We start from the raw sequence: 25673 nt of genomic DNA, 5'->3' as shown, positions 1-25673 counted from the left end.
GCCCACGGTCATGTGGAACGGCATCCCGCTGCTGGATGCCGGCCAGCGTCTCGACGGTACGGACGTGCTGCCGCTGACGACTGGGACCGGTGGTGTGGAGACCGGTGACAGCTACGCCGTTCGCTTCGGGGCGACCGAGGCGGACGCCGGTGTCTCCGGACTCACCAACGGTGGTGTTCAGGCCACCGACCTGGGCGAGTCGCATGACAAGCCTGTCTACCGCACCCGTATCGACTTCTACTGCGGCATCGCTCTCATCGGCGGTAAGGCAGCCGCACGCCTCACCGGCGTACTGAACGGCTGATGCCGCCATATGGCCCCTGTGCCCTCTCCATCGCCGGAGAGGGCACAGGGGCCTTTTTGCGTTTCCGCAGTAAGCCGGACGGTCAGCCGAGCGACGACAAGGCGGACGTCACGAGCGTGCGTGCGGCGGCTCCCCGTGCCGACCCTTGCGACAGCCGGTCGAAGGCTCGTGCGTAGAGCTCGACTTGGCTTGGTTGCGTCAGTGTGGACGCGGCGTCCAAGGTGTCCGCGTGCACCCTCGTGTCGTCGAAGATGGTGAAGGTCGGCATGGGCCAGACGGTTCGCTGCGACGAGAACGGGACGATGCCCACGGCCACGTTCTGGAGGTCCATGACCGCCAGGAGGTGACCGAGCTGCGCCGCCATCGTCTCGACGGTGCACAGCCGGTAGCGCAGGACCGATTCCTCCAGGACGAACGAGAACCGGTGCGCCGCGTTGTTCAGCACCGCGTTTCGTCTCATGCGGACCTTGACTGCCTCTGTCACGTCGTCCGGTGTTCCCCGGAAGTCCGCGATGGACGACAGGAGCGCCGTCGCGTATCCCGGTGTCTGGAGGAAGCCGGGGATCACGTCGGAGACGTAGACACGGAAGAGGCGCGTGCGCCGGTACAGGCTCTCCGTGGATTCCTGCACGTGCCGCAGGCCGCCTCGCTGGAGGCGTTTCCATTGGATGTGGGCGTCCGCGGACTGTCTGTTCGCCGCGATGAGGTCCGGCGCCTGGTCGTCGGCTCCGCACGCCCGGCACCACGCTCGGATGTCCGCGTCGGACGGGGGTGTCTTGGCGTTGCCGATGCGCGACACCTTCGAGTCCGACCAGCGGAGCCTGACGGCCAGCTCCCGCCCGCTGATTCCGGCGTCCCTGCGTAGCTCGCGCAGTCGGCCCGCGAGTGCTTCACGAGCCCGCTGGACGCTCGATGAGGGGTGTGGGGGCATGGAGCTGGCTGTCCTCAGATCGCGTACAGGTGGTGCGGGACGGCCCGGTCCCAGACGGCTTCGAAGGCCGATGCGCAGAGTTTCACCGTCGCCGGGTCGTCTGTGATCTCGTCCTCCACCACCACCCCGTCGCCGGAGAAGTGGTGCACGCGCAGGAGTTCGCCGTCGAAGAGCCAGAAGTCATTGCCGGGGAGGGCGATGTCCGTGGCCCGGCGGCGCGGCAGCCAGCGGACGTCCTCGCCGGCCGTGACGTTGGCGTGGGTGACGTAGTGCTCCCACCGGATGTACTCCGTCACGGGTTCGGAGACGATCCGGGCGCGACGGATCGACACCCCCCGCGCCACGGTGTCCGTGATCAGCTGGTCGTACGGGTGCCACCAGGACGCGCGGTCGTCCCAGTCGATGCGCTCGCCGCGCTTCCATGCTTCGAACCTGTCGGTGGACGCGTACGAGTCACGCATCTCCAGGTGTACGGCGGACCGCTCGCACCGGCCCAACAGCTCAGCGAAGCTGGGCACGCTCGACGGCATCGCACGCCTCCCGGATCATCGGAATCATGCGGGCCGGAATCCTGACGATGGCCTCGTTGTCGGGAACCGGCCCGTTCGCGGGGCTGCTCGCCTCGCACCGGGCCTGAGTCTCGCTGTCCGGCCTCCAGCCTTGCAACAAGATCTCCTGAGCTTCCGCGTCCGCCCACACCGTCGGGCAGTGATCGCGGTCGGTGTTCGGGTCGATGCCTACGAACTCTACGGCCATGGCTGACTCCCTGGTCCAGGTGATTGCGCGGACTTGCATGAACCATGTCGACCTGTGCTCAGAGCGTCAACATGCTAATGAGACAGGTGATTTGGCGTGCAAACCCATGCAATTTCGTGGAACTTCCACCGGGTGTCTTCCTAGCGTCCTCGGCAGGGAACGCAGACGGACCGAGGGGACGACGACATGCCCGGCAAGGCTCAGGAGCGTGAAACGGACGCACGGCAGTGGGAGTACACGACCTACGCCCCTTCGGGCGAGGTGTGTCCCGCCTGCGACAAGCCGATCGCCTCACTCGAACGCTGTCGCCGGGGAACGCCGCGCGAACCGTCCCAGCCCGACAGGACCGTCTACCAGCACGTGAAGTGCCCCAAGTGATCGGCCCGGACGACATCGGCCGGCGCGTCGAGGACGGCGCGGGAAGGGTCGGCATCCCGCGTGACCTGATCCGTGACTACGAGGATCCCGCCGAGTTGCCCCGCGAGCGCCGGAAGCGAGCCATGGCGTTCCTGCGGCCCGAGCGCGGCGGGCGGGAGTGGTTGGTCCCGCCCGACCATGTGCGGCGAGCGTAAGGGGGCATGGGCCGACAGCGGGGGCCGGCGGCTTCTAGGCTGGCCGACTCACGGCGGCAGGGCGCCGCCACGCCACGACCCGGGCCCCATCAGTCCGTCTGTCGCGCCGCCCCCGGCCTCCGTCACCCGTTCAGCCACGCCACGACCCGGGCCCCATCAGTCCGGTCCGTCCGCTACGCCACCACCCGGGCCACCAGCAGCCCGTCGTACCCCTTCACGCCGACCGTCTGGAACGCCGTCGCGTCGAGCCGGGGCTCGCGTGAGACCAGGTCGAACATCGCGCGGGTGCCGGTGATCGCCGGTTCCGTCGACTCCGCGTCGACGACCGCGCCGCCGCGCACCACGTTGTCGACGACGATGACCGAGCCGGGGCGGGAGAGCCGCAGCGCCCACTCCACGTAGTGCGGGTTGTTCACCTTGTCGGCGTCGACGAAGACGAAGTCGAACGGGCCGGCGCCCTCCGCCTCCAGCTGCGGCAGGGAGTCCAGGGCCGCGCCCGTACGGACCTCGACGATCTTGTCGAGGCCCGCCCGGGCGAGGTTGGCGCGGGCCACGTCCGCGTGGGCCGGGTTGTGCTCCAGCGAGACCATCCGGCCGTCCGAGGGCAGCGCCCGGGCCATCCAGATCGTGCTGTAGCCGCCGAGCGTGCCGATCTCCAGGATCGAGCGCGCACCCCGCAGGGAGACGAGCAGGTTCAGGAGTTTGCCCTGGTTGGGGGCGACGGCGATCTCCGGGAGGCCGGCGGCCTTGGAGTCGGCGAGCGCGGCGGCGAGCGTCTCGTCGGCCGGGGCGAGCAGATCGGTCAAGTAGCGGTCGACGGTGGACCATTGATCCTGAGTCATGGAGCCGAACGTACCGCAGCACGCGCCCGCGTACGGCTGACCGCCACGACCCCGTGCCCGACCATGAGCAGCCGGAACGGCACGGGCGGCGGGCGGCGGAGGCCCCGGCGTAGGGGGGAAGGCCCCCGCCTCCCGGTCTGTCAGGAGCCGGTCCGGACCCGCAACTCCTTGATGCCGTTCAGCCATGCGGCGCGCAGCCGCCGCGGTTCGCTCACGAGCGTCAGATCCGGCAGCTCGTCCGCGAGGGCGTTGAAGATCAGCTCGATCTCGTTGATGGCGAGCGACTTGCCGAGGCAGAAGTGCGGGCCCCCGCCGCCGAATCCGAGGTGCGGGTTCGGGTCGCGCGTGATGTCGAAGGTCTCGGGGCTCTCGAAGACCTCGGGGTCGTTGTTGGCGGAGGAGTAGAAGATCCCGACCCGGTCGCCCCGGCGGATCTTCTGGCCGCCGATCTCGGTGTCCTGGGTGGCCGTCCGCTGGAAGGAGACCACCGGCGTCGCCCAGCGCACGATCTCCTCGGCGGCGGTCGCCGGCCGGTCCCGCTTGAAGAGCTCCCACTGGTCGGGGTGGGTGAGGAAGGCGTGCATGCCGTGGCTGATCGCGTTACGGGTGGTCTCGTTGCCGGCCACCGCGAGCAGCAGCACGAAGAAGCCGAACTCGTCGGAGGAGAGGTTGCCCTGGCCCTCGGCGGCGACGAGCTGGGACACGATGTCCTTGGCGGGGCACTCCTTGCGCGCGGCGGCCAGGTTCATCGAGTAGCCGATGAGCTCCATGGCGGCCTCGGCGCCGATCTCCTCCGTGATGGCGTACTCGGGGTCGTCGTACGCGATCATCTTGTTGGACCACTCGAAGATCCGGGAGCGGTCCTCCTGCGGTACGCCGATGAGTTCGGCGATGGCCTGGAGCGGCAGCTCGACGGCGACCTGGGTGACGAAGTCGAAGGAGCCGTCCCCGGCGGCGGCGTTCCGCCGCGCCTCCTCGACGATCGCCCGGGCGCGCTCGCGCAGCGCCGTCTCCAGGGACCGGATCGCCCGGGGCGTGAAGCCGCGCTGGACGATCTGGCGGACCCGGGTGTGCTCGGGCGGGTCCATGTTGAGCATGATCAGCTTCTGGACCTCGATCTGGTCCCGGGAGATGTGCTCGTTGAAGCGGATGACCGCGGTGTTCTCGGTGGAGGAGAACAACTCGGGGTGCGTGGAGACGTACTTGACGTCCGCGTGCCGGGTGACGGCCCAGTAACCCTCGTCGTCGAAGCCGGTGATGCCGCGCGGCTGGGGGCACCACCAGACAGGTGCGGTCTGGCGCAGCTGGGCGAACTCCGGGAAGGGTATACGGCTCTGGAGCAGATCGGGGTCGGTGGCGTCGAACCCTTCGGGGAGGTGAGGGCAGGGCATCGGCAACACACTCCTGACGGTTCATCAGATGATGACGGCAAGGTAATAACGGGTTCTACAAGTCGCAAGGGATGTGGCCGGAACTGTTGCCCGAGCCGCCGCGTGGAGGCGATCGGCGCACGCGGGGCGCCCGGCGCGGTGCGTGCACAACCCTTGCGTACCGGCGGTAGCAGTCATAAGACTTCACTCAGAACTAGAACGCGTACTAGTTCCCCGTACCGCCCGCGTCGCGGAGTGCCGGGACGCCCCGCCCGGGCGAGGAGAGGACGAGCTCATGGCCGCGGAACCCGTCATCGTCGAAGCAGTACGCACCCCCATCGGCAAGCGCGGAGGCGCGCTCGCCAACCTGCACCCCGCCTACCTCCTGGGCGAGACCTACCGTGAACTCCTCGGCCGCACCGGTATCAAGGCCGACTGCGTCGAGCAGATCGTCGGCGGCACCGTGACCCACGCCGGCGAACAGTCCATGAACCCCGCGCGTACCGCCTGGCTCACCATGGGCCTTCCGTACGAGACCGCCGCCACCACCGTCGACTGCCAGTGCGGCTCCTCGCAGCAGGCCAGTCACATGGTCGCCAACATGATCGCCTCGGGCGTCATCGACATCGGCATCAGCTGCGGTGTCGAGGCGATGTCCCGCGTCCCGCTCGGCTCCGGCTCCAAGCACGGCCCCGGAAAGCCCTGGCCGGACGAGTGGAACGTCGACCTGCCCAACCAGTTCGAGGCCGCCGAGCGCATCGCCCGCCGGCGCGGCCTGACGCGCGAGCGCGTCGACTCGCTCGGTCTGCTCTCCCAGGAGCGGGCCGCGATCGCCTGGTCCGAGGAGCGGTTCAAGCGCGAGACCTTCGCCGTCCAGGTCCCGACGACCGAGGAGGAGCAGGCCGCCGGGCAGGGCATGTGGCGGCTGGTCGACCACGACGAGGGGCTGCGCGACACCACCATGGAGGCGCTCGGCCGGCTCAAGCCGGTCATGCCGACCGCCGTCCACACCGCCGGGAACTCCTCGCAGATCTCCGACGGGGCGTGCGCGCTGATGTGGGCGTCCCGGCGGACGGCCCGCGCGCTGGGCCTCCGGCCCCGCGCCCGGATCGTCGCGCAGGCCCTCGTCGGCTCCGACCCGCACTTCCACCTGGACGGCCCCATCGACGCGACCCGCGCGGTGCTGGGCAAGGCCGGGATGTCGCTCAAGGACATCGACCTGGTCGAGATCAACGAGGCGTTCGCGTCGGTGGTGCTGAGCTGGGCCCAGGAGTTCGAGGGCGACCTGGACGGCCTGGTGAAGGTCAACGTCAACGGCGGCGCGATCGCGCTCGGGCATCCGGTGGGGGCGACCGGGGCGCGGCTGATCACGACGGCGCTGCACGAGCTGGAGCGTACGGACAAGGAGTTCGCCCTCGTCACGATGTGCGCGGGCGGGGCGCTGGCCACGGGCACGATCATCCAGAGGCTCTGAGACCGCGTACGTCCGGGGGGTGCGGGCCACCGGGAACGCCGCAGGCCCCGCTCCTCCGAGGGGAGGGCGGGGCCGTGCGGGTGCGCGGGGTGCGGCGACCGGTGGGCCGGTGAAGCGGGGCCGGTCGTCGCGGGGCCTGCGACCGGGCGGGTCGGCGGCTGCGCGTCGGTGACTCCTAGGGCGTGTTTCGAAAGTCCCGTCTGACCGGGGACGCCTGGCACGCACGCTCGCCGCGTTGTCAGTCGTCGGCGCAGCCCGCTGCGCTCTCCTCCCTCCGCCTTGCGATCGCACGCACCAGACGCCCCCGGCCCCGCCCTCCGGGCGGACGACGCTACTTTCGAAACACGCCCTAGTACCAGCCGTTGGCCTGCCAGTGGGCCCAGGCGCCGTTCGGGCTGCCGTAGCGGTCGTTCATGTAGTCGAGGCCCCACTTGATCTGGGTGGCCGGGTTGGTCTTCCAGTCGGAGCCGGCCGAGGACATCTTCGAGGCCGGGAGGGCCTGGACCAGGCCGTAGGCGCCGCTGGACGAGTTGGTGGCGGAGGGGTTCCAGCCGGACTCGTGAGAGACGATCTTGCTGAACGACGCGTACTGCGAAGCCGGGACGATCTGCTTGGCGATCTCCTGGGGAGTCGCGGCCGAAGCCGTGGACGTCGTGCCGAGCACCGCACCCGAGGCGCCGAGCAGCACGGCTGCGGTGGCGGCGAGGGACTTCTTGCGGGACGCGACACGGGGGGAGAGCGAGCGGAACACGAAGCGACCTAACGTCGGGGACATGGGGTGCGCCGGACGTTTTCGGCAAGCCGGAACCAGAGCCCGGGGAACCCGGGATCCGGCGGGTGATCGGCCTGTCCGAGGAGCTGCGCTGGAGCGCTGCTGCCTGGCGACGTCCACCAGAGAAGCAGGGCCGGACGGGCGACGCAACGACCCCCGATACGAAGCGGAGTCGGACCCGCGCCGAACGGCAGGGGTGCCGGAGGTGGGTGGTTTTCGCAGGGCACGTACGCGTATGGGAGGATTTAGGCCGGTTTGGACCCTCTCCTATTCCACGTCGTACGTGACCTAGGTCCTGTGGGGCGGCTCACTCCGAAGGGACTCCCCAGAGCCCTCGAATGTGACCTGGGCCTCGAAGTTCGCGCGCCGCGTGGCGCGCCGGAGCGCCTTCAGGAGCGTGCCGCCGACGGTGAGGGTGAGGACGACGGTGAGGGCGGCCCGGCCGAGGTCCCAGCCGAGGGAGGTGGCGAGGACGTAGGCGAGGAAACGCGCCAGGTTCTCGCCCACCGGGGCACCGGGCTGGAAGGAGATCCCGGTACCGAGACCGCCGACCGTGACCCAGCCGTACAGATTGGTGACGGTGCCGTACGCGAACGCCGCCAGGAACCCGTACGCCGACAGCATCAGCAGCTCGCGCCGGCCCCGGATCCCGCCCTCCGCCGGGCCCGGGAGCAGCCCCGCGCCCATGGTGAACCAGCCCATGGCCAGCATCTGGACCGGCATCCAGGGGCCCACGCCCCCGGTGAGCAGGGCGGACGCGAACATCGTGACGGCCCCGAGGACGAAGCCGAAGCCCGGTCCGAGCACCCGGCCGCTCAGCACCATCAGGAAGAACATCGGCTCCAGGCCCGCCGTGCCCGCGCCGAGCGGCCGCAGCGCCGCGCCCACGGCCGCGAGGACGCCCAGCATCGCGACGGCCTTCGCGTCCATGCCGGAGTCGGCGATGGTCGCGACGACCACCGCGATCAGCAGGGGCAGCAGGACCGCGAAGAACCAGGGGGCGTCGGCGGCGTGCGTGGTGACGGCCGATGCGCCGTCGGCGAAGAGCGGCCAGCCGACGGCGATCAGGCCGATGACGGAGACGAGGGTGAGCGTGGCCACCGAGCGGACCCCGAGGCGGATGGGACGGGTGGGGCGGGTGGGATAGGTGGGATGGGTGGCGCGGTGGCCGACGCGGCCGCGCAGGGGGCCGCTGCGCGCGGGGCCGCTCCTTCCGGGGCGGCCGTCGGTAGGGCTGCTCACAGGGCCTCCCTGACCTGCTCGACCGTGAGCCAGGGCTGCGGCGCGAGGATCTTGGCGACCTGCGGGGAGAAGGCGGGGGAGGAGACGACGACCTCGGCCGTCGGGCCGTCCGCGACGACCTCGCCGCCCGCGAGGATCACCACCCGGTGCGCCAGCTCGGCCGCCAGCTCCACGTCGTGCGTGGCGAGCACGATCGCGTGGCCGTCGGCGGCGAGCTCGCGCAGATGGGCGACGAGGCGGGCCTTCGTGGCGTAGTCGAGCCCACGGGTCGGCTCGTCGAGGAGGAGGAGCGGAGGGCGGCCGGTGAGGACGACGGCGAGCGCGAGGGCCAGGCGCTGGCCCTCGGAGAGGTCGCGCGGGTGGGTGCCGTCCGCCACGCCCGGCAGCAGCTCGGACACCAGGGCCCGGCAGGTCCCGGGGGCGGCGCCCGCGTCGGCGTCGGCGGCGGAGCACTCGGCGCCGACCGTGTCCGCGTACAGCAGGTCGCGGGGCTCCTGCGGGACGAGGCCGACGTGGCGGATCAGCTCGCGGGGATCGGTGCGGTGGGGCGCGCGGCCGGAGACGAGGGCGGTGCCGGAGGTGGGCTCGACGATGCCGACGAGCGTGTTGAGCAGGGTGGACTTCCCGGCGCCGTTGCGTCCCATGAGCGCGACGGTCTCGCCCGCGTCGACCTGGAGCTCGACGCGCCGCAGCGCCTCGACGCGCCCGCGCCGGACACCGAGGGCGCGGACGTCGACGAGGGGGGTGGGTGCGGTGGGGGAGGGGGCGTGAGTGGTCGTGCCGGCGCGAGGGCGCCGCCGGAACAGGGAGATTCCCCCACTCCGCCCTGTGCCGAGACCCCGCCTGGGGCTGGGGCCAGGGCTGGGCCCGGCGCCGAGGCTGGGGCTGGGCCCGGCGCCGAGGCTGGGGCCGGGCCCGGCGCCGAGGCCGGTGGATTCCTGGCGCCCGGGGGCCGCTGTCCCCGTCTCCGCCCCCGTCCCCATGTCCCGTCCCATTCCCCGTCCCATTCCCCGTCCCGTCCCCGTTCCCGTCCCCGTCCCCGTCCCCGTTCCCGTTCCCGTTCCCGACGGAGTCGGCTCGCGGCCCTCCAGGCGCGCGCGCAGGGGCGCCGCCCTTCGGCGGGCGTCGCGGACCGTCAGGGGGAGCGGGGTCCAGCCCGCGAGGCGGCCCAGGGACACCACCGGCGGGTGGATCGGCGAGACCGCCATGATCTCCGCGGGCGGCCCCATGATGCCGTCCGGCAGCAGCACGACCTGGTCCGCGTACTGGACCACCCGCTCCAGCCGGTGCTCCGCCATCAGGACCGTCGTGCCGAGGTCGTGGACCAGCCGCTGCAGCACGGCGAGGACGTCCTCCGCCGCCGCGGGGTCCAGCGCCGACGTCGGCTCGTCCAGGACGAGGACCTCGGGGTGCGGGGTCAGCACCGAGCCGATCGCCACCCGCTGCTGCTGGCCACCGGAGAGCGTCGCGATGGGCCGGTCCCGCAGCTCCGCGAGGCCCAGGAGGTCCAGGGTCTCCTCGACGCGCCGCCGCATGACCGGGGGCGCCAGGCCCAGGGACTCCATGCCGTACGCGAGCTCGTCCTCGACCGTGTCCGTCACGAAGTGCGCGAGCGGGTCCTGGCCGACCGTGCCGACCACGTCCGCCAGCTCGCGCGGCTTGTGCGTCCGGGTGTCCCGGCCCGCGACCGTGACCCGGCCGGTCAGCGTGCCCCCCGTGAAGTGCGGGACCAGCCCCGACACCGCGCCCAGCAGTGTCGACTTGCCGACACCCGAAGGGCCGACGAGCAGCACCAGTTCACCCTCGGGGATCGTCAGGTCGATGCCCTGGAGCGTGGGCGCGGCGCCGTCCCCGTACCGCACCGAGACGTTCTCGAACCGGATCACTGCGACTCCTTGGACACGGATACGGAGGCCGACGGGCAGGCCGACGCGGACGCGGACGGGGGTGCCGACCGGGATGCGGAAGCGGAGGGCGGCGGGGGCGCGGACGGGGGCGCGGGCACGGGGGCCACGAACGCCGGCACCAGGCCCACCAGCAACGACACGGCCGGCCACAGCGGAAGCTCCGGCGCGACGAGCGGTACGACGCCGGGGTGCAGCTCCTCGAACGCGTACCCGTTCGCCCAGATCATCAGCGCCGCCACCGCCACGCCCGAACCGGCCACGAGCCAGGCCCGCGCCCCCCACAGGTCCGGCCGGTACCGGCTCCGTACCGCGCGCCGACCGCCCAGTCGGAGCCCCGCCATGGCGGCGACGAGCCCCGCGACGACCAGCGGAAGCCCGTAGCCCGCGCCCTCCGCCGCCAGCAGGCCGTACGAACCGGCGCACACGCCGAGCAACCCGCCGAGCGTGAGCAGGTTCGTCGTCCGGCGTACGGCCGGCGGCACCTGAGCCGTACGGCCGTAGCCGCGTGCGTCCATCGAGGCGGCCACCGCGATCGAACGTTCCAGCGCGCCCTCCAGGACCGGCAGCCCGATCTGGAGCACCGCCCGCACGCCGCCCGTCGGCCGGCCCCGCAGTCGCCGGGCGGTCCGCAGCCGCACCACGTCGGCCACCATGTTCGGCGCGAAGGTCATCGCCACCACGACGGCGACGCCCGCCTCGTACAGCGCGCCCGGCAGCGACTTGAGGAGCCGGGCCGGGTTCGCGAGCGCGTTCGCCGCGCCCACGCAGATCAGCAGCGTCGCCAGCTTGGCCCCGTCGTAGACCGCGAAGACGACCTGCTCCGCCGTCACCCGGCCGCCGATCCGCACGCCCTGCGCCCACAGGGGCGTCGGCACCTCGGGCAGTGTGAACAGCTCGACGGTCCCCGGGATCGCCGAACCCAGCACCACCGAGAACACCACCCGCAGGGCCACCACGAACAGACCCAGTTTCACGAACGCCCCGTACGAACGCGCCCACGGGGCGTCCGTACGGCGGGCCGCGACGACGTAGCCCGCGACCGCGACGATCAGGCCGAGGAGGAGCGGGTTGGTCGTACGGGAGGCGGCGACGGCCAGGCCGAGCGCCCAGATCCACCAGGCGCCCGCGTGCAGCGCGTTGGACCGGCTCGCCTCGGGGGCACGGATCATGCGCGGCGGCGGGCCTTCCAGAGTGCGGCGCCCCCGAGCACGAGCACGGCTGCCCCGCCCACCAGGATTCCGGCGGACGGCCCGCCGTCACCGCCCCCGTCGCCCTCCGTGGCCTTCGCGGACGTCGACACCGAGGGGTTTCCGGTGGACAGGCCTTCCCTGGACGGCGCCTTCGTCTCCGCGACCTGCTCGCCGCAGCCCTGCGCCGGGTATCCGGCGATCCCGCACAGCAGCGCCGCGCTGTCGTAGCGCAGCGGCTTCGCCACGGCGGCCAGCGCCTCCGCGCCCGTCGCGCTCTCCCGGACCTGCGCGCAGCCGGTCCTGATCCGCGGGACGGGCGGCGCCTCCCCCTGCGGGGCGTCCTGCGGGGTGCCGAAGTCCACGACGACGGCGACGCGCTTGGTGCCGGACTTCGCCTCCGTACCGCCGCAGACCCCCGTGAAGTCGGGGGCGACGGAGGGCCGGGCGGCGTCGTTCGTGTCCTTGCTGACCGCGAAGCGGAAGCCGATCGCGTCGCCGTCGCCGGGCCGGGCGGTCGCCGGGCCCTGCGTCGCGTACGCCCATGCGGTCGGTGTGTCGCCCTCCCAGTACGACCAGTACCGGTAGCCGGCGGCCTGGGCGGGCGCGGCCACGGCGAGGGTCAGCGCCACGGACGCGGCCGCGCCGACGAGACGCGACGGTCGAAAGGCACTCACTTCCTGCGCCCGCTGATCAGGAAGCCGATCCCGATGCCGGCGACCGCGCCGATGCCGATGATCCACCACAGGTTGGACAGCGAGCCGGAGCTCTCCTCCTGGCTCGCCTTCGCGGTGGGGGAGGGCGAGGCCTTCGGCGCGGGACCGGTGGCCGCCAGCTCCTTGAGGAGGTCGGTCGAACCGAACGCGGTCGGGTCGACGCGCATGGCCTTCGCGGCCAGGATCAGCTGCGCGTACGCGGCGGGGCCGCTCTCCTTCGCCCAGGCGGCGGAGTTCTGCTGGAGCCAGGTCAGGGCGCCGGTCGCCTCCTTGGTGGCACCGGCGGCGGCGAGCGCGACGACCGCGTCGGCGGTGTTGCCGTGGTCCGGCAGCTCGGTCGGGTCGGTGGCGCCCGGCATCGGCGGGGTGTTCAGGTGGCCGGTCCCGGCGAGCGCGGCGGCCAGGTAGGAGGCGCCGTTGAGCGCGGCCCGGTCGATCGTGGGCTTCGCCTCCGGCGTGCAGACCGGGGTCTGCTGGGGTTCGATGCCGCGGGCGGTGATGCCCTTGCCGAGCCCCGCGAGGGTGGCGGCGGCGGTCGCGTCGGCGTTCGCGAGCAGCTTGCCGTCCTTGTCGGGCTGGTAGGCGAAGGCGCCCGGGCCCTCCTTGGTCGAGCAGGGCAGCGCGAGCGTGAGCAGGGCGTCGTACGGGGTCCTGCCCTCGGCGGACGTCACGTCGCCGGGCTTCTGGCCGAGCGCGGTGAGCGCGCTGACGACGATCGAGGTGGAGTTGGCGTCGCTGGGACTGCCGGGGTTGTAGCCCCAGCCGCCGTCCTTGTTCTGCACGCTCTTCAGCCAGCTCGCACCGGCCTCCGCGGCCTTCCCGAGCGGCTCGGGGGCGGTGCTCCGGCCCTTGACGCCGGTGAGCGCCTGGACGGCGACGGCGGTGGCGTTGGTGTCCAGCATGGTCGCCGGGTCGCACGGCTTCGCCGGGTCGGGACGGTAGGAGGCGAAGGCGCCGTTGGCGCACTGCTGCCCCGTCAGCCAGCTCACGGCCTCGTCGGCGGGCTGCACTCCGCTGGTCGTCTGGGCGACGAACGCGAGCGACTGGCGCCACACACCGTCGTACGTCGGGTCCTTCGTGCCGTACAGCCCGGCAGGGACGGTGGGCGCGGGGGTCGCGGAAGGGGACGGCGCGGCGGACGCGGCGGGGGCCATGCCGGTGCAGAGCACCGCTGCGGCTGCGAACGCGGCGGCGCCGCGGCGGACGGTGGTCATGCGTGTGGTGGCCTCTCCTGCGGCCGGGCACCGGCACGCTGAGGCACCAGGCTCGGCTCCGTATTCCTCGACGGTGCCGGCGGTCACGTCCCGGACGGGGCATTCCGACTCCCGTTCTCGGGGCGGATGCCTTCCGGGCCGTTGCGGGCCTTCTGGCTCCTCCGGGCCTTGCGGCCCGGCGGCCTTCCGAGGGACGGTCACGGTTGCGGGTCAGCGCCGGATTTGCACCGGCTTCCCCCCGAACGGGTGTGATGACGACTCGCACACTCTACCGGCCCGTACCCCGGCCGACCGGTGGGTGGGAGCCGCCTCACACCCGGGCCGCCGCGGCCCGGGCGTGGTCACACCGCGGCCGGTGACGTGCGTGGCGGTCACACCGCCACGCACGTCACCGGTCACACCGCCACGTACGTCACCGGCTCCGTACCGGCCACGGCCTCGGCGCGGCCCAGCTTCACGAGCCGGCGCAGATGCGCCTCGGCCTCGCTGACCGCGATGGTCCGCGATCCGTACGGGATCTGCTCCCAGGGGCGGTTCCACTCCATGCGTTCGGCGAGCTGCCACGGGGTGAGCGGGTGCGCGAGCAGGTCCACGAGCCCGGTCAGCCGCTCCTCGTGGTGGTCGAGCAGTTCCCGTACCCGCCCGGCGGCGTCGGCGAAGGCGTACTGGTGGGCGGGGAGCACCTCGGCGACGCCGAGCCGCCCGATGCGCTCCAGCGAGTCCAGGTAGTCGCCGAGGGGGTCGGTGACCACCGCGTCGTCGGGGTCCTCGTAGAGGCCGATGTGCGGGGAGATCCCGGGCAGCAGATGGTCGCCGGAGAAGAGCCGGCCGTGCCCGGGCAGCCGCGCCGGGTGCTCCTCCTCCAGGTGCAGGCAGACGTGGCCCGGGGTGTGGCCGGGCGTCCAGATCGCGCGTAGTCGGCGGCCCGCCAGGTCGAGGAGTTCGCCGGGGACGATCTCCCGGTCGGGGAGGGCGGAACGCAGCCCGGGCAGGGTGCTCGCGCGGCGGCCGGAGGCGCGGGCGGCGAGGAGCGGCGCGGTGTGCTCCTCGGGCGCGCCGACGGCGGCCAGCTTGCGGGCGAGGTAGTCGAGCCAGGTGCCGGGCTCGGACGCGCGGGTGCGGCGGACGACGGCGGTGTCGGCGGCGTGCATCGCGATCCACGCCCCGGACGCCTCGCGCACCTGACCCGAGAGCCCGTGGTGGTCGGGATGGTGGTGCGTGATGACGATCCCGTGCACCTCGCGCACGGAGGTGCCCAACGCGACGAGACCGTCGGACAGTTCGCTCCAGGACGCCGGATCGTCCCACCCGGTGTCGATCAGCACGGGCCCGCGGTCGGTGTCGACGACGTGCACCAGGGTGTGCCCGAGGGGGTTGTCCGGGATGGGGACCCGTATCGCCCAGACGCCTCCGCCGTGCTCGGTCACCTGGCTCATGGGCCCTCATCTCTCCGCGACGGCAAGGTGCTTGTTCGACCCTGGCCACTATAACGAGAACTGACGAACCGTCAGAGTGGCCCGCGTCGCCCTGCCGTGAGGGGAGCGGAGTTACTTCGTGCCCGCCGTGCTCGGGCGGGGCTCGGCGGCGCGGCCCACGACGAGGCGGATCGCCGCGGTCGTGAGGTCCGGGTCGTGGAGCTGGACGTAGTGGTCGCTGCCGGTCGCCAGCAGGTGCGGGGTCTGCGGCCGTAGGGCCACCAGCGCCTGCTGGGCCTTGGGCCAGGAGGCCTCCAGCTTCGCCAGCAGCGCCTTGGACATGGTCGGCGGGGCGGCGAAGGGTTCCGTCTTGCTCAGCACCGCGACCGGGACCGGCGGGAGCGGGCCGCCGCGATCGATGAGGGTGACCCCGCCGTCGATGTCCACCTGCTCGAAGAACGGGTCGTCGTCGAAGGGGGTGCCGGGTTGCCGCAGCGCCTCGACGTACGCGGGCCAGTCCGCGCCCATCGCGGGCTTCAGCGCGGGACCCAGGGCGTCGACCAGCACGAGACCGGTCGTCCGCTCGGGGTGCTCCTGCGCGTATCGCAGGGCGAGCATCCCGCCGAAGGAGTGCCCCACCAGCAGGTACGGCCCCGGCACCTGGCCCGCGGTCAGCACGCGGTCCAGGTCCTGGACCATGGCGGGCAGGGTCCGGGTGCCCCGCACGGGGGTGCTGCGGGTGGTGAGCGCCGGGGGGTCGGTGTAGCGGATCGTGCCCGGCCGGTCGTAGGTGCACACGCGGGTGAACCCGGCCACGCCCGGCAGCACCGGGGCGTCCGGCACGGGCGGGGTGACCTCGGTCAGGGACCACGGGTCGGCGGACTCGTGCAGCCCGGAGACCAGCACCACGGTGGGGCTCCCGGAACCCTCGCAGTGCAGGTACAGGCTGCGCCCGCCGCCGATGTCCACCTGCTCCTCGCCGCCCCCGCCCCCACCGCCCCCGCCGGGTCCGCCGGGGTCGCCGCCCCTGCCGGGGCCGCCCGCGAACAGCAGGACCACGGCCCCCAGGGCGGCCACACCACCGGACACACGCCATCGCCATCGCATGCCCTCAGCGTCACCGTCGGCCCGCCGCGCCGCTAGCCGGGAGGCTCGTGGGGCGGCCATCGGGGTGGCTGCCGGACCAGAGACGGTCCGCAGCCGCCCGGGCGGGCCGGGGCACGGCCCCCACCAGCGGCAAAGCGGCTGGTGGGGGCCCATCCGGTCCTGGGCATTGCCCACGATAACTAGAACTGGTATCAGTTCTGATACACAGTCAGAAACATCGCGGGTTCCGGGAGGCAGTCGGTCATGACCGAGCTTGTGGAGCACGGAAAGCTGTACATCGGCGGGGAGTTGACCGATCCGGCGGGCGGGGACGTCATCGAGGTGATCTCGCCGCACACCGAGGAGGTCATCGGCCGGGTGCCGCACGCCTCCCGGGCCGATGTCGACCGGGCCGTCGCCGCCGCGCGCGAGGCCTTCGACCACGGCCCCTGGCCGCGGATGTCCCTCGAGGAGCGGATCGAGGTCGTCGGGCGGATCAAGGACGCCATCGCCGTACGCCACGAGGAGATCGCCCGCTCGATCAGCTCCCAGAACGGCTCCCCGTACTCCTGGAGCGTCCTCGCCCAGGCGCTGGGCGCCATGATGGTGTGGGACGCGGCGATCACGATCGCCCGTGACTTCCCGTACGAGAGCAGGCGCGCCGGGGTGCTCGGGCCGATCATGGTGCGCCGCGAGCCGGTCGGGGTGGTCGCGGCCGTCGTGCCGTGGAACGTCCCGCAGTTCACCGCCGCCGCGAAGCTCGGCCCCGCGCTCCTTGCCGGCTGCGCGGTGGTCCTGAAGCCCTCGCCCGAGACGCCCCTCGACTCGTACATCCTCGCCGAGATCGCGACCGAGGCCGGGCTCCCCGAGGGCGTGCTCTCCGTCCTGCCCGCCGACCGCGAGGTCAGCGAGTACCTGGTCGGCCATCCGGGTGTCGACAAGGTCTCCTTCACCGGGTCGGTCGCGGCCGGCAAGCGCGTGATGGAGGTCGCCTCCCGCAACCTCACCCGCGTCACCCTCGAACTCGGCGGCAAGTCCGCCGCCGTGATCCTGCCCGACGCCGACCTGGCCGCCACCGTCGCCGGGGTCGTCCCGGCGGCCTGGATGAACAACGGCCAGGCGTGCGTCGCCCAGACCCGCATCCTCGCCCCGCGCAGCCGGTACGACGAGATCGCCGAGGCGTTCGCCGCGGCCGCGGGCGCGCTGGTGGTCGGCGATCCGCTCGACCCCGCCACCCAGGTCGGCCCGCTCGTCGCCCGACGGCAGCGGCAGCGCTCCCTCGACTACATCAGGCTGGGCCAGGACGAGGGCGCCAAGGTCCTGACCGGCGGCGGCCGTCCGGCGGGCCTGGACCGCGGCTGGTACGTCGAGCCGACCCTCTTCGGGGCCGTCGACAACTCCATGCGGATCGCCCGCGAGGAGATCTTCGGGCCCGTCATCTGTCTGCTGCCGTACGGGGACGAGAGCGAGGCGCTCGCGATCGCCAACGACTCCGACTTCGGGCTCAGCGGCAGCGTCTGGACCGGGGACGTGGAGCACGGCATCGACTTCGCCCGGCAGGTCCGCACGGGCACCTTCAACATCAACACCTTCAGTCTGGACATGCTCGGCCCGTTCGGCGGCTACAAGAACTCCGGCCTGGGGCGGGAGTTCGGCCCCGAGGGCTTCGGCGAGTACCTGGAGTACAAGATGATCCACCTGCCGGCCGGGTACGAGGGGCCGGGTGGTGCGTGATGGGCGACCGCTGGCAGGTGGAGGTCGACCGGAGCGTGTGCATCGGCTCCGGCATGTGCGTCAACCACGCCCCGGACGGCTTCCGGCTCGACTCGGCGCGCCAGTCCCACCCGCGCGAACCGGAGTCCGACGCGAACGAGCGGGTGCTCGCGGCGGCCGAGGGCTGCCCGGTGGAGGCCATCCTGATCACCCTGCTCGACGGCGGGGAGCCGGTCTTCCCGCCCGAGGAGTAGCCACGAGCACTCGTTCACGCGTGCAAAAATTCTCTCTTGATCACGGGGGCAACAGGCCCGCGTGCACCCAGGGTTGGGACAATTGTGCGCAAGGCGATGATGGTGGCCGCGGCCGCCGGTGCGGTGCTGCTGGTCGCGGGATGCGGCAGCGGCGAGGGCGGCTCGGGCAAGAACAAGGGCGGCTCGTCCGCGTCCTCCTCGGGCTCCACGACGGGTGGTACGGAGGCGGCCGGCGGCGACAGCCCCGACGCGGCCGCGGTGGAGAAGGAGATCGACGCCGCGGCCACGGCGGCGGGTTTCGTCCGGGACGCCTCGGGCGAGGACGTCCCGGCCGGGCTGAAGAGCTGCATGGTGTCGTGGACGGCCGACGCGGAGAAGGCGGCGGACCCGAAGAAGTCCTACGGCGCCACGGTGACCACGCTGACCGGCGGCGGCTGGAAGGAGGGCCAGAAGACCGAGCAGGCCGGGTCCACCATCCAGACGCTGAACAAGGGCGGCTGGTCGCTCAAGGCCAGCAACCACGGCGCCGCCGGCTTCGCCATCGTGATGTTCATCGCGACGGACAACTCCTCGCAGTGCGAGGCGCTGTTCAAGGCCGATCTGGAGAAGCCCGCGACGCAGTGACGTTCCGTTGCCGGCGCAGGGGCTCGAATCCGCGGCGACGCCGGGGCTCGAATCGGCACCGGCAGCGACACCGACAGCGGCAGTGGCGGTGGCAGCGGCACCGGCACCGCCCCCGGCCCGCGGCGCTACGGCGCCGCGGGCTCGTCCGGGGCCGTCAGGTCGATCAGTCGGCAGACCGTCTCGATGTCGATCTTCACCTGGGCGATCGAGGCGCGCCCCGACAGCCAGGTGATCAGTGCCGAGTGCCAGGTGTGCTCGATCACCCGGACCGCCGACAGCTGCTGCGGGGTGGGGTGTTCGAGCCCCATGGAGTCGAGGATGATCGCCGTCGTCAGCCGCGAGACGGTGTCCACCTCGGGGCTCACGCTCCGGTCCGCGAACGTCAGCGCCCGCACCATCGCGTCCGCGAGCTGCGGCTCGCGCTGGAGCGCCCGGAAGGCGCGCATCAGCGTCTCGGCGACCCGCTCGGCCGAGCTCTCGCCCGCGGGCGGCCGCTTCCGCAGCGTGGTGTGCATGTGCTGGAGCTGGTCCTGCATCGTCGCGACCAGCAGATGGATCTTGGAAGGGAAGTAGCGGTACAGCGTGCCCAGGGCCACTCCGGCCGCCTCGGCGACCTCCCGCATCTGTACGGCGTCGAAACCGCCCCGCCCCGCGAGCTGCGCGCTGGCGTGCAGGATGCGACGGCGGCGCGCCTCCTGGCGCTCCGTCAGGGGCGGCGATGCGGGTCTTTCTTCCGCGGTCATGGAGTCCCGTTCCGTGCGGTGGGCGAGCGGCGGTACGGCCGGAGTATGGCGGGGCTTCCGCCGTGGCGCGAATCACCTGATCCGGCTCTCACGGCGGGGCTACCTGCCGGTAGATTCTGTGCTCCTTGAACGATCAAGAACGATCAAGTCTGAAACTTGTTCTAGATTAGCGCGAGCGGTTACGCTCCCGCGAAACGCAAGCTCGAAGGGGGCAGCGAGTGACCGCTGAGGCCATAGAGGCAGGCCCCCGCCAGGGCGTCACGGACGGTGATCACCGTCCGTTGCGCATCGCTCTCCTCACGTACAAGGGCAATCCCTTCTGTGGTGGTCAGGGCGTCTATGTCCGCCACCTCTCCCGCGAACTCGCCCGCCTCGGGCACCAGGTCGAGGTCTTCGGCTCCCAGCCGTACCCCACCCTCGACGAGGGCGTTCCGCTCACCGAGATCGCCAGCCTCGACCTCTACCGCTCGCCGGACCCGTTCCGCACGCCGAAGCGGGACGAGTACCGCGACTGGATCGACGCCGTCGAGGTCGCCACCATGTGGACCGGCGGATTCCCCGAGCCCCTCACCTTCTCCCTGCGGGCCCGGCGCATGCTCGCCGCCCGCCGCGGCGACTTCGACGTCGTCCACGACAACCAGACGCTCGGGTACGGACTCCTCGGCGGCCCCCGGGTGCTCGGCGCCCCGCTCGTCACCACGATCCACCACCCCATCACCGTCGACCGGCAGCTGGACCTCGCCGCCGCCGCCGACTGGAAGCGCCGCGCCTCCGTCCGCCGCTGGTACGGCTTCACCCGGATGCAGAAGCGGGTCGCCCGCAGGCTGCCCTCCGTCCTCACCGTCTCCGGCTCCTCGCAGCAGGAGATCGTCGACCACCTCGGCGTGGACGAGGACCGCGTCCGGGTCGTGCACATCGGGGCCGACACCGACCTCTGGGCCCCCGACCCGTCCGTCGCCGAGGTCACGGGCCGGATCGTCACCACCTCCAGCGCCGACGTGCCGCTCAAGGGCCTCGTCCACCTCGTCGAGGCCCTCGCCAAGCTCCGTACCGAGAACCCGGCCGCTCACCTCGTCGTCGTCGGCAAGCGCGCCGAGGACGGGCCGGTCGCGCAGGCCATCGAGCGGTACGGACTCCAGGACGCCGTCGAGTTCGTCAAGGGGATCTCCGACGCGGAGCTGGTGGACCTCGTCCGCTCCGCCCAGGTCTCCTGCGTGCCCTCGCTCTACGAGGGGTTCTCGCTGCCGGCCGCCGAGGCGATGGCCACCGGGACCCCGCTCGTCGCCACCACCGGCGGCGCGATCCCCGAAGTCACCGGAGCCGACGGCGAGACCTGCCTTGCGGTGCCCCCCGGCGACGCCGGCGCGCTCGCCACGGCGCTCGCCCGGCTCCTCGGCGACGCCGAACTGCGCGCCCGGCTCGGCGCCGCGGGCCGCGCCCGCGTCCTGGACCGCTTCACCTGGGCCCGCGCGGCCCAGGGCACGGCCGCGCTCTACCGCGAGGCGATCGCCGCGCGCGGGGCCGCCGCTCGTCGGGGAGCCCGCCGGTGACCGCCGCCCCCGTGTCCCACCCCCGCACCGCCACCCCTCCGGAAGGGCAGACCCCGTGCTGACCGTCGACTTCACCCGCTTCCCGCTCGCCCCCGGCGACCGCGTGCTCGATCTGGGCTGCGGAGCGGGCCGGCACGCCTTCGAGTGCTACCGGCGCGGCGCCCAGGTCGTGGCCCTCGACCAGAACGGCGAGGAGATCCGCGAGGTCGCCAAGTGGTTCGCGGCGATGAAGGAGGCCGGCGAGGCCCCGGCCGGCGCGATCGCCACCGCGATGGAGGGCGACGCGCTCAACCTGCCCTTCCCCGACGAGTCCTTCGACGTCGTGATCATCTCCGAGGTCATGGAGCACATCCCGGACGACAAGGGCGTCCTCGCCGAGATGGTCCGGGTGCTCAGGCCCGGCGGCCGGATCGCCGTCACCGTCCCGCGCTACGGCCCCGAGAAGGTCTGCTGGACGCTCTCCGACGCGTACCACGAGGTCGAGGGCGGCCACATCCGCATCTACAAGGCGGACGAGCTGCTCGCCAAGATCCGCCAGGCGGGCCTCAGGCCGTACGGCACCCATCACGCGCACGCGCTGCACTCGCCGTACTGGTGGCTCAAGTGCGCGTTCGGCGTGGACAACGACAAGGCGCTGCCCGTGCGGGCGTACCACAAGCTCCTGGTCTGGGACATCATGAAGAAGCCCGCTCTGACCCGGGTCGCCGAGCAGCTGCTCAACCCGGTGGTCGGCAAGAGCTTCGTGGCGTACGCGACCAAGCCCCACCTGCCCAAGGCCGACGCGTGACGAGTCCCGAGCAGATCGCGGAGCACCTGCTCCTGCCCGGGGTCCTCACCGCCGAACAGGCCGCCGAGACCGTCGCCGGGATCCTCGCCGTCCAGCGCGAGGACGGCGCCGTCCCGTGGTTCCGGGGCCACCACCTCGACCCGTGGGACCACACCGAGGCCGCCATGGCCCTGGACGCGGCAGGCGAACACGCGGCGGCGACCCGGGCGTACGAGTGGCTCGCCCGGCACCAGAACGCCGACGGCTCCTGGTACGCGGCCTACCGCGACGGCGACCCGGACGACGTCACCGACCGGGGCCTGGAGTCCAACTTCGTCGCGTACGTCGCCGTCGGCGTCTGGCACCACTACCTCGCCACCGGGGACGACGCCTTCCTCGACCGGATGTGGCCGACCGTCTACGCCGCCGTCGAGTTCGTCCTCGCCCTGCAACTGCCCGGCGGGCAGATCGGCTGGAAGCGGGAGGCGGACGGCACGGCCGTCGACGACGCGCTGCTGACCGGGAGTTCGTCCATCCACCAGGCGCTGCGCTGCGCGCTCGCCATCGCCGAGGCGCGCGAGGAGCCCCAGCCCGACTGGGAGCTGGCGACGGGCGCGCTGGGCCACGCGATCCGCAGCCACCCCGAGCGCTTCCTGGACAAGTCCCAATACTCGATGGACTGGTACTACCCGGTCCTCGGCGGCGCCGTGACGGGCCCGGCGGCCACGGCCCGGATCGACGCGCGCTGGGACGACTTCGTCGTCCCCGGGCTCGGCGTGCGGTGCGTCCTGCCCAACCCGTGGGTGACCGGCGGCGAGAGCTGCGAACTCGCGCTCGCGCTGTGGGTGACGGGGGAGTCCGACCGGGCCCTGGAGGTCCTCCAGTCCATCCAGCACCTGCGGGCCGAGGGCGGCATGTACTGGACGGGGTACGTCTTCGAGGGCGACCGGGCCGTGTGGCCCGAGGAGCTCACGACCTGGACGGCGGGCTCGCTGCTGCTCGCCGTCGCGGCGCTCGGCGGTGACGAGGCGACGGTGGCGGTCTTCGGCGGCGAACGCCTCCCGACCGGCCTCGAACCGGACTGCTGCGGCTCCTGAGCCCCCTCGGCCCGTGGGCCCGTCGGCTTCGACGGGCCCTTGGCCGTCAGTGGCGGCGGCGCAGGCCGCCCGCCACGGCGTGGCCGATGGCGAGGTAGACGACGGCGGCGAGACCGTAGCCCGCGACGACGCGTGCCCACGCCTCGTCGAAGGTGAACAGGTCGTGGGACCAGCCCGCCAGCCAGCGGGCCGCCTCCTGGACGAACTCGACCAGGCTGTTGGCCCGGTTGGCGTCCAGCAGGTACATGAGGATCCACAGGATGATCAGACCGGCCATGATGTCGGCCGCCGCGGCGATGATCCTCGCCGCTGTCGTACCGCTGCGTGAAGTCATGGGGATCGAATTGCCCCTATCCGGTGGCCGAAACCCGTTCGGAGTCCCCCGGGTGGCGGAGCGTCGGGGGCGGGGTGAGGCTGGCGCCACCACGCCCTCAGGGAGGTTCAGCCGTGCCCCGTTCCGTTCCCTCGGTCCCGTCCGGCCCGATGCGCCGCGGGCTCGTGGCGCTCCTGCTGTCCTGCACCCTGCTCATGACGACGGCCGCCTGCGGCGGTGACGACGACCAGAGCGCGAGCGCCGACACCAGCGCGACCGCCACGGTCGAGCAGCAGAAGCTCGCCAAGACCCGGTTCGTGGCCAACGCGGGCCTGGCGGCCGGCGCCACCTACCAGTGGATCGTCAAGCCGTACCGCGCGGGCAAGTTCAAGAAGGGCGCCGACGGCCAGAAGTTCGCGGTGGTCAAGGCCGGTCTGGCCGGAGCGTTCGCGTACAACAGGCTGAAGGCCGCGGTGAACAACGCCAAGGGCGACGAACACCTCTCGAAGGCGGTCGCGCCGCTCACGGCGGGCATCGACAAGCTCAAGGACCTCGGGACCAAGCTCCGCAAGGGCGAGGCGAGCGAGGCGGACATCGGCGCGTTCGAGAACGTCATCACCGACGTGAAGGACGCGGGCGCGAGCGCCGGCGCCGTGGTGACGGACAAGGTGCCGAGCACGTCCCAACTGGGCGGCTGAGACGAGGGGGTGCCCTGCCCCCCAGGCGTCTTGTGGCCCGGCCCGGCCCGGCCCGGCCCGGCCCGGCGCGGGCGGGCCTCGTGGCGGGGCGTCCCTAGCCGTTCAGCTCCGCCAGCAGCCGTAGCGTGGCCGGGTCCGGCGCCGTGACCAGGAGGTCGGTGACCGGGCCCTTCCGCCATTCCTCCAGCCGCTCCGCGATCCGCTCCTTCGGGCCGACGAGCGAGATCTCGTCCGCGAAGGCGTCGGGCACGGCGAGCACGGCCTCCTCGCGGCGGCCGGCCGCGAACAGCTCCTGGATGCGCCGGGCCTCGGACCCGTATCCCATGCGCCCCATCAGGTCGGCGTGGAAGTTACGGGCCGTGTGCCCCATCCCGCCGATGTAGAAGCCGAGCATCGCCTTGACCGGCAGCAGCCCCTCGGCGAGATCGTCGCAGAGCTGCGCGCGGACCATCGGGGCCACCCGGAAGGCGTCGGGCAGCCGCTCGGGGAGGGCGTAGACCTCGGCGTAGCGGGAGGGGGACCAGTAGAGCGGCAGCCAGCCGTCGGCGATCCGCAGGGTCTGCGCGATGTTCTTGGGGCCCTCCGCCCCGAGCAGCACGGGCAGGTCCGCCCGCAGGGGGTGGGTGATCGGCTTGAGCGCCTTGCCGAGCCCGGTGCCGTCCTCCCCGGCGTACGGGTGGGAGTGGAACCGACCGTCGAGCCGGACGGGCGCCTCGCGCCGCAGCACCTGCCGGATCACGTCCACGTACTCGCGGGTCGCCGTCAGCGGGGAGCGAGGGAAGGGGCGGCCGTACCAGCCCTCCACGACCTGCGGTCCGGAGAGGCCGAGGCCGAGCCTCATCCGGCCGCCGGAGAGGTGGTCGAGGGTGAGCGCGTGCATGGCGGTGGCGGTCGGCGTCCGCGCGGCCATCTGCGCGACGGCGGTCCCGAGCCCGATACGGGAGGTGTGCGCGGCGATCCAGGTCAGCGCCGTGAACGCGTCGGACCCCCAGGCCTCCGCCGTCCACACCGAGTCGTAGCCGAGCCGCTCGACCTCGCGGGCCAGCTCCAGGTGGGTGGGGGTGGGGCCGCGCCCCCAGTAGCCGAGGGCGAGTCCGAGGCGCATGGCACTCCACCTTTCTGACGCTCCGTCAGTTCAGTCGCCCGAACTGTACGGCAACGGCCCCCCGTCCGGAAGGGATTCCGGGCGGGGGGCCGTGGGTGGCGTCGGCGTCGGCGCCGGTGTCGGTGTCGGCGTCGAGCCGTGCGTGACGGGCGGGCTGCGGATCAGCCGCGCTGGATGCCGGTGGTGTCCTGGAGGACGCCGCGGCGGCCGTCCTGGGTCTGGGCGATCAGGCCGGGGCCGCGCTGCTCGACCGCCAGGTACCAGGTACCGGGGGCCAGTTCGGCGATCGGGGTCGGCGAGCCGTCCTCCGCGTACAGCGGGCGGGCGACCGGCACCGCGAACCAGAACGGAGCGAAGTCGCCGGCGGGCTGGCCCTGCGTCTGCGCCGGGGACGGCTGCGGGGCGGGGGTGTGCGCCTGGGCCTGCGGGTCGGGCTGCTGCTGGCCGCCGTACGGCTGCGGCTGTCCGCCGTAGGGCTGCTGCTGGGCGCCGGGGTAGCCGTAGCCGCCGGGGACGCCCTGCTGGCCGGGCTGGCCCGGCTGCATGCCGTACGGCTGCTGGGTCTGCGGCTTCGGGGCGCTCAGCAGGGGGCCCTTGAGGGCGGGGACCAACGGGGCGGCGACGGCGGCGCCCGCCAGGATCAGGGCGGCGATGAGGCCGAGGATGAGGCCGGCGCCGGCGTTGGTGGACTCGAACATCCACATCAGCACGTTCCAGGCCGAGGCGATCGTGAACGCGACGCCGACCTGGCCCAGCTCCAGACCCGCGACCTTGCGGGGCTGCGCGAGCGTGCGCGAGTAGACGACGAGCGCGGCGCCCGCGATACCGAGGAAGAAGGCGCCCCAGCCGAGCGGCGAAGCCTCCCACGAGTTCGTGCTCGGGACCTGGTCGCAGATCTCCGGGCTGGCGTCACAGCCGGAGATGTCGAGGAACGAGGCGATGAACAGCACCACCGCTGCACCGATCAGAACGCCATCGCCTCGAGTGAGGGAGCGGATATTCACGTAAGAATCCTTCGTCGG

Annotated in this window: 28 protein-coding genes and 1 riboswitch; of the genes, 11 read left to right on the top strand and 17 right to left on the bottom strand. The window is 72.6% G+C overall.

From position 1 onward, the window contains the following. Nucleotides 1-10: 10 nt before the first annotated feature. On the top strand, nucleotides 11-304 hold the full coding sequence (locus tag ACIPPS_RS18405; RefSeq protein ID WP_401432833.1) for a hypothetical protein: 294 nt from the start codon (nucleotides 11-13) through the stop codon (nucleotides 302-304). A gap of 82 nt (nucleotides 305-386) precedes the next feature. Here the strand turns inward: ACIPPS_RS18405 and ACIPPS_RS18400 are convergent, their stop codons facing one another. Genes ACIPPS_RS18400 through ACIPPS_RS18390 form a run of 3 tightly spaced genes read right to left on the bottom strand, consistent with a single transcriptional unit; the run spans nucleotide 387 to nucleotide 1991 of the window. Then, on the bottom strand, nucleotides 387-1235 hold the full coding sequence (locus tag ACIPPS_RS18400) for a helix-turn-helix domain-containing protein (protein ID WP_401432830.1): 849 nt from the start codon (nucleotides 1233-1235) through the stop codon (nucleotides 387-389). A gap of 14 nt (nucleotides 1236-1249) precedes the next feature. Then, nucleotides 1250-1765 carry a DUF6879 family protein gene (locus ACIPPS_RS18395; RefSeq protein WP_401432827.1) on the bottom strand — a complete coding sequence of 172 codons (516 nt, stop codon included), beginning with the start codon at nucleotides 1763-1765 and terminating at the stop codon, nucleotides 1250-1252. Continuing rightward, nucleotides 1737-1991, bottom strand: a complete 255-nt coding sequence (locus tag ACIPPS_RS18390; RefSeq protein WP_401432824.1) for a hypothetical protein — start codon at nucleotides 1989-1991, stop codon at nucleotides 1737-1739. The genes ACIPPS_RS18395 and ACIPPS_RS18390 overlap by 29 nt, the downstream gene beginning before the upstream one ends. A 186-nt stretch (nucleotides 1992-2177) precedes the next feature. On the opposite strand from ACIPPS_RS18390, the gene ACIPPS_RS18385 reads away from it, so the two are divergent. After that, the gene (locus ACIPPS_RS18385; RefSeq protein WP_401432821.1) at nucleotides 2178-2369 is read left to right on the top strand and encodes a hypothetical protein; all 192 of its coding nucleotides are present in this window, start codon (nucleotides 2178-2180) and stop codon (nucleotides 2367-2369) included. Then, nucleotides 2357-2563, top strand: a complete 207-nt coding sequence (locus tag ACIPPS_RS18380) for a hypothetical protein (RefSeq protein ID WP_401432818.1) — start codon at nucleotides 2357-2359, stop codon at nucleotides 2561-2563. Before ACIPPS_RS18385 ends, ACIPPS_RS18380 begins: the two co-directional genes overlap by 13 nt. A gap of 173 nt (nucleotides 2564-2736) precedes the next feature. On the opposite strand, the gene ACIPPS_RS18375 is transcribed toward ACIPPS_RS18380, so the two are convergent. Together ACIPPS_RS18375 and ACIPPS_RS18370 are read right to left on the bottom strand one after the other, a co-directional pair. Beyond that, nucleotides 2737-3405: an O-methyltransferase gene (locus ACIPPS_RS18375; protein ID WP_401432815.1), complete on the bottom strand. Its 669-nt coding sequence runs from the start codon at nucleotides 3403-3405 to the stop codon at nucleotides 2737-2739. Nucleotides 3406-3545: 140 nt separating this feature from the next. Further along, complete coding sequence (locus tag ACIPPS_RS18370) at nucleotides 3546-4796, bottom strand: cytochrome P450 (RefSeq protein ID WP_401432812.1); 1251 nt, start codon at nucleotides 4794-4796, stop codon at nucleotides 3546-3548. A 274-nt stretch (nucleotides 4797-5070) separates the two neighbouring features. On the opposite strand from ACIPPS_RS18370, the gene ACIPPS_RS18365 reads away from it, so the two are divergent. Next, nucleotides 5071-6249, top strand: a complete 1179-nt coding sequence (locus ACIPPS_RS18365) for a steroid 3-ketoacyl-CoA thiolase (RefSeq protein WP_401432809.1) — start codon at nucleotides 5071-5073, stop codon at nucleotides 6247-6249. 349 nt (nucleotides 6250-6598) lie between these two features. Here the strand turns inward: ACIPPS_RS18365 and ACIPPS_RS18360 are convergent, their stop codons facing one another. The 8 genes from ACIPPS_RS18360 to ACIPPS_RS18325 form a co-directional block, all read right to left on the bottom strand. Continuing rightward, a complete protein-coding gene (locus tag ACIPPS_RS18360) occupies nucleotides 6599-7024 on the bottom strand; it encodes a transglycosylase SLT domain-containing protein (RefSeq protein WP_401432806.1) in 426 nt (141 codons plus the stop codon). A gap of 285 nt (nucleotides 7025-7309) precedes the next feature. Next, complete coding sequence (locus ACIPPS_RS18355) at nucleotides 7310-8206, bottom strand: ECF transporter S component (RefSeq protein ID WP_401433154.1); 897 nt, start codon at nucleotides 8204-8206, stop codon at nucleotides 7310-7312. A gap of 53 nt (nucleotides 8207-8259) precedes the next feature. Continuing rightward, nucleotides 8260-10149 (bottom strand): ABC transporter ATP-binding protein, encoded by a 1890-nt coding sequence (locus ACIPPS_RS18350; RefSeq protein ID WP_401432803.1) that lies wholly within the window; start codon nucleotides 10147-10149, stop codon nucleotides 8260-8262. Then, entirely contained in the window at nucleotides 10146-11339 is a 1194-nt protein-coding gene (locus tag ACIPPS_RS18345; protein WP_401432800.1) for an energy-coupling factor transporter transmembrane component T, read from the bottom strand. The genes ACIPPS_RS18350 and ACIPPS_RS18345 overlap by 4 nt, the downstream gene beginning before the upstream one ends. Further along, nucleotides 11336-12034, bottom strand: a complete 699-nt coding sequence (locus ACIPPS_RS18340; RefSeq protein WP_401432797.1) for an SCO2322 family protein — start codon at nucleotides 12032-12034, stop codon at nucleotides 11336-11338. The genes ACIPPS_RS18345 and ACIPPS_RS18340 overlap by 4 nt, the downstream gene beginning before the upstream one ends. Then, nucleotides 12031-13287, bottom strand: coding sequence for a prenyltransferase/squalene oxidase repeat-containing protein (locus tag ACIPPS_RS18335; RefSeq protein WP_401432794.1), 1257 nt, complete (start codon nucleotides 13285-13287; stop codon nucleotides 12031-12033). Before ACIPPS_RS18335 ends, ACIPPS_RS18340 begins: the two co-directional genes overlap by 4 nt. A gap of 97 nt (nucleotides 13288-13384) precedes the next feature. Then, nucleotides 13385-13525: riboswitch (cobalamin riboswitch) on the bottom strand. A 157-nt stretch (nucleotides 13526-13682) separates the two neighbouring features. Continuing rightward, nucleotides 13683-14723 carry an MBL fold metallo-hydrolase gene (locus tag ACIPPS_RS18330; protein WP_401432791.1) on the bottom strand — a complete coding sequence of 347 codons (1041 nt, stop codon included), beginning with the start codon at nucleotides 14721-14723 and terminating at the stop codon, nucleotides 13683-13685. A gap of 111 nt (nucleotides 14724-14834) precedes the next feature. Beyond that, nucleotides 14835-15809 carry an alpha/beta fold hydrolase gene (locus ACIPPS_RS18325; RefSeq protein ID WP_401432788.1) on the bottom strand — a complete coding sequence of 325 codons (975 nt, stop codon included), beginning with the start codon at nucleotides 15807-15809 and terminating at the stop codon, nucleotides 14835-14837. A gap of 243 nt (nucleotides 15810-16052) precedes the next feature. On the opposite strand from ACIPPS_RS18325, the gene ACIPPS_RS18320 reads away from it, so the two are divergent. From ACIPPS_RS18320 to ACIPPS_RS18310, 3 genes are all read left to right on the top strand, one after another. Then, nucleotides 16053-17522 carry an aldehyde dehydrogenase gene (locus ACIPPS_RS18320; protein ID WP_401432785.1) on the top strand — a complete coding sequence of 490 codons (1470 nt, stop codon included), beginning with the start codon at nucleotides 16053-16055 and terminating at the stop codon, nucleotides 17520-17522. Beyond that, nucleotides 17522-17755, top strand: a complete 234-nt coding sequence (locus tag ACIPPS_RS18315) for a ferredoxin (protein ID WP_401432782.1) — start codon at nucleotides 17522-17524, stop codon at nucleotides 17753-17755. Before ACIPPS_RS18320 ends, ACIPPS_RS18315 begins: the two co-directional genes overlap by 1 nt. A gap of 84 nt (nucleotides 17756-17839) precedes the next feature. Then, entirely contained in the window at nucleotides 17840-18379 is a 540-nt protein-coding gene (locus tag ACIPPS_RS18310) for a hypothetical protein (protein WP_401432779.1), read from the top strand. Nucleotides 18380-18504: 125 nt separating this feature from the next. Here ACIPPS_RS18310 and ACIPPS_RS18305 read toward each other — a convergent pair whose 3' ends face one another. After that, nucleotides 18505-19122: a TetR family transcriptional regulator gene (locus ACIPPS_RS18305; RefSeq protein ID WP_401432776.1), complete on the bottom strand. Its 618-nt coding sequence runs from the start codon at nucleotides 19120-19122 to the stop codon at nucleotides 18505-18507. A gap of 218 nt (nucleotides 19123-19340) precedes the next feature. Here ACIPPS_RS18305 and ACIPPS_RS18300 point away from each other — a divergent pair, with 218 nt between their 5' ends. The 3 genes from ACIPPS_RS18300 to ACIPPS_RS18290 are packed head-to-tail and all read left to right on the top strand — an operon-like array spanning nucleotide 19341 to nucleotide 22535. Then, nucleotides 19341-20672, top strand: a complete 1332-nt coding sequence (locus tag ACIPPS_RS18300) for a glycosyltransferase family 4 protein (RefSeq protein WP_401432774.1) — start codon at nucleotides 19341-19343, stop codon at nucleotides 20670-20672. 55 nt (nucleotides 20673-20727) lie between these two features. Then, a complete protein-coding gene (locus ACIPPS_RS18295) occupies nucleotides 20728-21459 on the top strand; it encodes a class I SAM-dependent methyltransferase (protein WP_401432771.1) in 732 nt (243 codons plus the stop codon). Further along, nucleotides 21456-22535, top strand: coding sequence for a prenyltransferase (locus ACIPPS_RS18290; RefSeq protein ID WP_401432768.1), 1080 nt, complete (start codon nucleotides 21456-21458; stop codon nucleotides 22533-22535). Before ACIPPS_RS18295 ends, ACIPPS_RS18290 begins: the two co-directional genes overlap by 4 nt. Before the next feature lie 46 nt (nucleotides 22536-22581). On the opposite strand, the gene ACIPPS_RS18285 is transcribed toward ACIPPS_RS18290, so the two are convergent. Then, nucleotides 22582-22869 (bottom strand): hypothetical protein, encoded by a 288-nt coding sequence (locus tag ACIPPS_RS18285; RefSeq protein ID WP_401432765.1) that lies wholly within the window; start codon nucleotides 22867-22869, stop codon nucleotides 22582-22584. Nucleotides 22870-22982: 113 nt separating this feature from the next. On the opposite strand from ACIPPS_RS18285, the gene ACIPPS_RS18280 reads away from it, so the two are divergent. Next, a complete protein-coding gene (locus ACIPPS_RS18280) occupies nucleotides 22983-23546 on the top strand; it encodes a hypothetical protein (RefSeq protein ID WP_401432762.1) in 564 nt (187 codons plus the stop codon). A 94-nt stretch (nucleotides 23547-23640) separates the two neighbouring features. Here ACIPPS_RS18280 and ACIPPS_RS18275 read toward each other — a convergent pair whose 3' ends face one another. Both ACIPPS_RS18275 and ACIPPS_RS18270 read right to left on the bottom strand, forming a co-directional pair. Further along, nucleotides 23641-24651 (bottom strand): LLM class F420-dependent oxidoreductase, encoded by a 1011-nt coding sequence (locus ACIPPS_RS18275; protein ID WP_401432759.1) that lies wholly within the window; start codon nucleotides 24649-24651, stop codon nucleotides 23641-23643. A 161-nt stretch (nucleotides 24652-24812) separates the two neighbouring features. After that, the gene (locus tag ACIPPS_RS18270; RefSeq protein ID WP_401432756.1) at nucleotides 24813-25655 is read right to left on the bottom strand and encodes a hypothetical protein; all 843 of its coding nucleotides are present in this window, start codon (nucleotides 25653-25655) and stop codon (nucleotides 24813-24815) included. Between the last annotated feature and the right edge of the window lie 18 nt (nucleotides 25656-25673).

The organism is Streptomyces sp. NPDC090127 (assembly GCF_044746945.1).
Lineage (GTDB): Bacteria > Actinomycetota > Actinomycetes > Streptomycetales > Streptomycetaceae > Streptomyces.
This window is presented reverse-complemented; position numbering and strand designations above follow the sequence as displayed.